Source organism: Portibacter marinus (genome assembly GCF_021533195.1).
Lineage (GTDB): Bacteria > Bacteroidota > Bacteroidia > Chitinophagales > Saprospiraceae > Portibacter > Portibacter marinus.
Genome location: NZ_JAJNKB010000022.1, coordinates 1 through 6,339 on the forward strand (window position 1 = coordinate 1; position 6,339 = coordinate 6,339).

General features: G+C 41.4%; 1 protein-coding gene. It reads right to left on the reverse strand.

Annotation, left to right across the window (positions count from 1 at the left end; translation table 11 throughout):
• A partial coding sequence (locus L2567_RS20390; protein WP_235299711.1) for a SprB repeat-containing protein occupies positions 1 to 6,339 on the reverse strand: 6,339 nt, incomplete at both ends.

Here is a 6,339-nt window from a genome sequence, read left to right on the forward strand (position 1 = left end):
TCGTGCTGAAATCTATAAAGTCCCCGGCTGTATAACTCGTTCCCGTTCCATCAGGATTCTCCCAATACATCGCAGTGCCCGTTCCAGGTCCTGTGATCGCAGGTAATTCTAAACTGTCACACGCTGACCCTGAATTCGGATCTATTTGGGGAGTCTCTACAATATCAATCACAATCTCCGCCTCATCATCACAAATACCATTGGCATCATAGATAAATAACGTGGTCGAGAAATTGATCGCGTCTCCAGACACATATCTTGTACCACTGCCATTGGCCTCCGTATAATAAGCCTCATTGCCACTCAGGTTACTTCCTGTAATCTCCGGTAGTATAAACTCATCACACGCAGCTCCTGTCAAATCATCAAGAACAGGTGAATCCGTAATCGAAACTTCAAACGCTTCCATCGTCCCACAATCTCCTGCAGCAACCACCATGTACAGTGTTGTACTGAAATCTATGAAGTCCCCGGCTGTATAACTGGTTCCCGTTCCATCAGGATTCTCCCAATACATCGCAGTGCCCGTTCCAGGCCCTGTGATCGCAGGTAATTCTAAACTGTCACACGCTGATCCTGAATTTGGATCTATTTGGGGGGTCTCTACGATTGAGACCTCAAAAGTTGCTTCTGAGGGGCAACCATTGGCATCGCCAAAAATATATAAAATGATATCATTGCTTATCCTGTCACCCGGTCTATATTCATTTCCACCGCCATCAGGCTGTGTGAAGTAAGATTCATTCCCACTTAAATTAGATCCTGTTATTTCCGGAAGAATAAATTCGTCACAGTCTGCACCAGCTCCATTGTCAATCTCTGCAGTTGGCGTGATCACCACTTCGAAAGGCTCCATTGTTCCACAGCTTCCTGCTGCTACAATCATGTAAAGTGTTTGACTATTATTGACAAACTCTCCCGGATTAAATGAAGTTCCACTTCCATCTGGCTGGGTGTTATATGTCGCACCATTTGTTCCAACTCCAGTAATTTCGGGCAATTGTAATTGATCACAAGAAGAACCAGAATTAGGATCGATGACAGGTGTTTCCACGATGTCAATTACCATTTCTGCCTCTGAGGGACAATTTCCAGCAGAATCGAAAATATACAAAATGGTTGAACTCGCTATGGCATCACCAGGAAAGTATTGGTTGCCTGTACCACCTGGACCACTCCAATAAGATTCATTTCCACTCAGCCCATTTCCATTGATCTCCGGAAGAATGAATCTATCACAAGCCACGCCTGAATTATTAAAGACCTGAGGTGATGGTGTAATCGTAACTCTAAAAAATACTTCGTCAAAACAGTTAGGTTCTGTACCAGTTTCATCGTAAATGTATATTCTTTGACTGTCGAATATCACATCACCCGGTTCATACCTTGTTCCTTGACCATTTTCTTCGGTATAGTATGCCTGGTTACCACTCAAGTCTGTACCTGTTATTTCAGGTAAAATCACACTATCACAAGAGACCATATTTTGTGGTCTATCAATTTGAGGATCATCTATAACGTTAAGATCAATGGATGCTTGATCTGAACATCCATTTGCATCAGTAACAGTTACAGAATATGTTCCTTCACTAGAAACCCTAATACTATCATCTGCGAAATTCGAAACACTCCATGTATAAATATATGGCTGTGTACCACCTTGAGCAGTAACATATATTACCAAATCCCCGTCAATACAAATAACCGGATTTTCAGGGCCAAGCTCTATAGATAAAGCTTCATCTACCTGTTCTACCATGATATTTTCAATCGCAATACACCCATTAACATCAGTAACAGTCACAGAATATGCTCCGGCTGGTAAATCTTCAAGTAGTGTTTGTCCATCATAGACATCATTATCCCAATCGTAGCTGTAAGGTGCCGTACCTCCGCTTGCTTCAATAGCAATCGAACCAGTACTTTCACCAGAACAAAGTATAGAGGTTGTAAAGAAGTCTAATACAAGCGGCGGAGTTTCGACTGTAATTTCCTGATCTACATTTATGTTGTTACCTGAGCAATCCGCGATATTATAAGTCCTGATCAATATATATGGGTCTCCATCACATCCCGAACCACCATTGTCAGTTTCATTGACAAATGTCACGATAGGATTAGGATCACATCCATCCGATTCATTAATGACCACTTCGATATCGATATTGGGTATATCCGCAAAATACTGAACGGTTACATCGACAATATCATCAGCTGTCGGATTATTGGTATCTATGATGGTAATCATTGCCGAACAAGTGACAAAATTACCACACTCATCCAGAGCCGTCCATGTTACTGTAGCTGAACCCAAACCTTCACATTCTCCGTCCAAACCAGTAAAATTGTGGGTTATGATGGGTTCTCCGCAATTATCAGATGCAGTTGCAGAATTTAACCAAGCTTCAATCTCTGCAGTATTTCCATTTCCATCACATTCAAGAGTAATGTCTTCAGGACATGTTATGGTAGGTAACTCCATATCATGAATAATAATGGTTTGTTCACTTGTGGATGTATTCCCACAAGCGTCTGAAATTTGATAAACTCTAGTCACAGTTTCAGGACAACTGTTTCCGTCGCTCACATCATTTATCCAAATAAAACTACTTTCATCTAAGGCACATTCATCATTTGCTGAGCCATTTGCACCCACAAATTCAGAATAATCCGTATAAATTGGTGCTTCTGAAATATCACATGAGACCGTGAGCTCGTCCGGATTAGACATGACTGGAGGTGTTTCATCTACAATAGTGATGATTTGCTCACAACTTGCGGTTTGTCCGCAAAGGTCGGTAACAGTCCATGTTCTGGTAATGATTTCTGTATTTCCACAATTGGGACTGGACACATCTGTATATGTTACATCCAATACTCCACAGTTATCCATACCATCTGCTGTTCCTGTAACTGAAGGATCGGTACTTGACGGACAATTTAAAGTGATGTCTTCAGGACAGGTAATCGTAGGAGTAGTGTCATCGAAAACCTCAATATTCTGTACACATTGAGTTATATTATCGCAGGCATCCACAACAGTCCAGGTTCTTACTATGATTCCGGTATTGTTACATTGATTCAAACCATCTAAATTGTCTTCGTATGACATTGTTGGCATCTCATCACAATTATCTGTAACCGTGGGCCTTCCAAGAAGATCAGGATCGAGGTTCAAGTCACAACTTTCGTCATAAGAAACAGTTGCATCTGGTGGGCAGGTAACCTCTGGTTCTGTATTATCCTGAACAATGATCGTCTGAGAACATTGTGCGGTATTTCCACATGCATCCTCTACAGTCCAGGTCCTCACAAGTTGACCAGTTCCATTACACTCTGTTAATTGCGTAATATCATCTGTAAAAGTAATAATTGGGTTTATATCACAATTATCAGTAATGGTTGGACTACCAGTAAAACTAGGGTCAATATTCATTTCACATTCAGAAGCGAAGTAAATGGTGGTAATTGGTGGACATGAGATTTCAGGTTCTGTATTGTCCTGAATGATGAACGTTTGCTCACAAGTTGCTGTATTGCCACAGGCATCAGTCACGGTCCAAGTTCTGATAATTGTTCCTGTTCCATTACATCCATCTAATCCAGTATTGTCATCTACAAAGTAAATGAGAGGTGCTTCATCACAATTATCTATCACTTCAGGGTAACCTGTCACCTGCGGGTCAATTTCTACTCCACAATCTACATTGAACTCAATAGTAGTTTCATCTGGACATATAATCTGCGGTTCAGTATTGTCTTCAATGATGAAAGTTTGTAAACAAGTTGCGGTATTTCCACACTCATCAGTTGCAGTCCAGGTTCTTAAAATGGTCCCTGTACCGCTACATTCAGTTAATCCTGTAATATCATCTTCAAAAAATATGACTGCATTATCATCGCAGTTGTCGCTGATAGTAGGTCTGCCAGTAATATCCGGAGATAAGTCATAGCCACAATCAACATTGAAATAAACCGTAGTTTCCTCAGGGCAAATGATCTCAGGAAGGGTATTGTCCTCAATGATAAATGTTTGAAGACATGTAGCAGAATTTCCACATGCATCTGTTACTGTCCATGTTCTTAAAATAGTACCCGTTCCATTACAACCTGTCAACTGTGTTTCGTCATCCACAAATATTATGGTCGCATTATTATCACAATTATCACTATAAGTTGGAACTCCGTGAATGCCGGGATCCAGGTCAACTACACAATCAACATTAAAATATACTGTTGTTTCATCCGGACATGTGATTTCGGGAGCAATATTGTCAATAACGGTGATTTCCTGAACACATTGAGTAGTATTCCCGCATGCATCTTCAACTGTAAATGTTCTAATAATGACACCTGAGTTGTTACATTGATCCAAGCCGTCTAAATTATCGTCATAAGTGATAATCGGATCTAAATCACAGTTATCTGTCACCGTTGGTAGTCCTGTTGTTGTGGGGTCTGTGTCAATATTGCAATTCTCATCATAATACACCGTCACGTTATCAGGGCAAGTAACTTCGGGTTCAGTTACATCCTGAATGGTAATGGTCTGTACACATTCTATAAAGTTTCCACAGTTATCACTAACATTCCACGTCCTTACGATCGAACCCGTTCCATTACATTCAGTTAAAGCTGAAATATCATCCGAAAAAGTAAAGATTGGAGTAGGGTCACAAACATCAGAGAATGTAGGTCTTCCTGTTAGATCAGGATCAATATCATATTCACAAGTAGTATTTAAATCTACAGTGGTATCATCTGGACATGCGATTTCGGGTATGGTCGTATCTGTAATGGTAAAGGTATGTTCCTGTGTTGCAATTAAACCACACTCATCGGTAGCTGTTACAATTATTACCATTGTGTAAATGCAATTCTCCTGCGTCCAATTATTTTCAGTTGCACTCAATGTGACATTTCCACATACATCACTAGCTGTTACTCCTGCGAAATTAGCAAGCCACGCCTGATATTCAGCGTTTTGGGATGGATCTGCACCAGTACACTCAGTACTTCCATCTGCTCCTTCATTTATTTGTGGTGGTGTGGTGTCCATAATTGTAAATGTTCTGAACACAGAATTGGTCAATCCACACTCATCGGTTGCGATGAACTCTACCTGGATCTCATCCACACAATCTTCAAGTCTCCAAATGCCTTCCACATAACTTAGCGTTATCTCTCCACATATATCTGAAGACTGAACGCCTGCAAAGTTCGCTAACCATGCCTGGTAATCTGAATTTGCGGAAGGGTCACTGCCCTGACACTCTGCAGTACCATCTGCACCTTCATCATCAATGGTTGGTGGTGTTGTATCAATTATGGTGAAGATTCTGAAAACTGAGTTGGTCAGTCCACACTCATCTGTAGAAATAAACTCTACCTGGATCTCATCCACACAATCACTGCTGTTCCATGGTCCTTCAACATAACTCAAGGTTATCTCGCCGCATATGTCTGAAGAATTAACGCCTGCAAAGTTGGCTAACCAAGCCTGGTAATCTGTATTGACTGCTGGATCGCTACCTTGGCACTCTGCAGTTCCATCAGCTCCTTCACTGTCAATGGTTGGTGGTGTTGTATCCGTTATGGTGAAGATTCTAAACACTGAATTGGTCAATCCACACTCATCTGTAGAAATAAATTCTACCTGAATCTCATCCACACAATCACTGCTGTTCCATAGTCCTTCTATATAACTCAAGGTGATCGCTCCACATATATCAGAAGACTGTACTCCTGCAAAGTTAGCTAACCAAGCCTGGTAGTCTGTATTGACTGCTGGATCGCTGCCCTGGCACTCTGCAGTTCCATCAGCTCCCGGATCATCAATCGATGGGATCGTTGTATCTGTAATCGTGAAAGTTCTGAATACTGAGTTAGTCAGTCCACACTCATCTGTAGAAATAAACTCTACCTGAATCTCATCCACACAATCACTGCTGTTCCATGGTCCTTCAACATAACTAAGTGTTATCTCTCCACATATATCTGAAGACTGCACGTCTGCAAAGTTCGCCAACCATGCCTGGTAATCTGAATTTGCAGATGGGTCACTGCCCTGGCACTCTGCGGTACCATCTGCACCTTCATCATCAATGGTTGGTGGTGTTGTATCTGTAATCGTGAATGTTCTGAAAACTGAGTTGGTCAATCCACACTCATCTGTAGAGATAAACTCTACCTGAATCTCATCCACACAATCGCTGCTGTTCCATGGTCCTTCAACATAACTCAAGGTGATCGCTCCACAAATATCAGAAGACTGTACTCCGGCAAAGTTCGCTAACCAAGCCTGGTAATCAGTATTGACTGCTGGATCACTACCCTGGC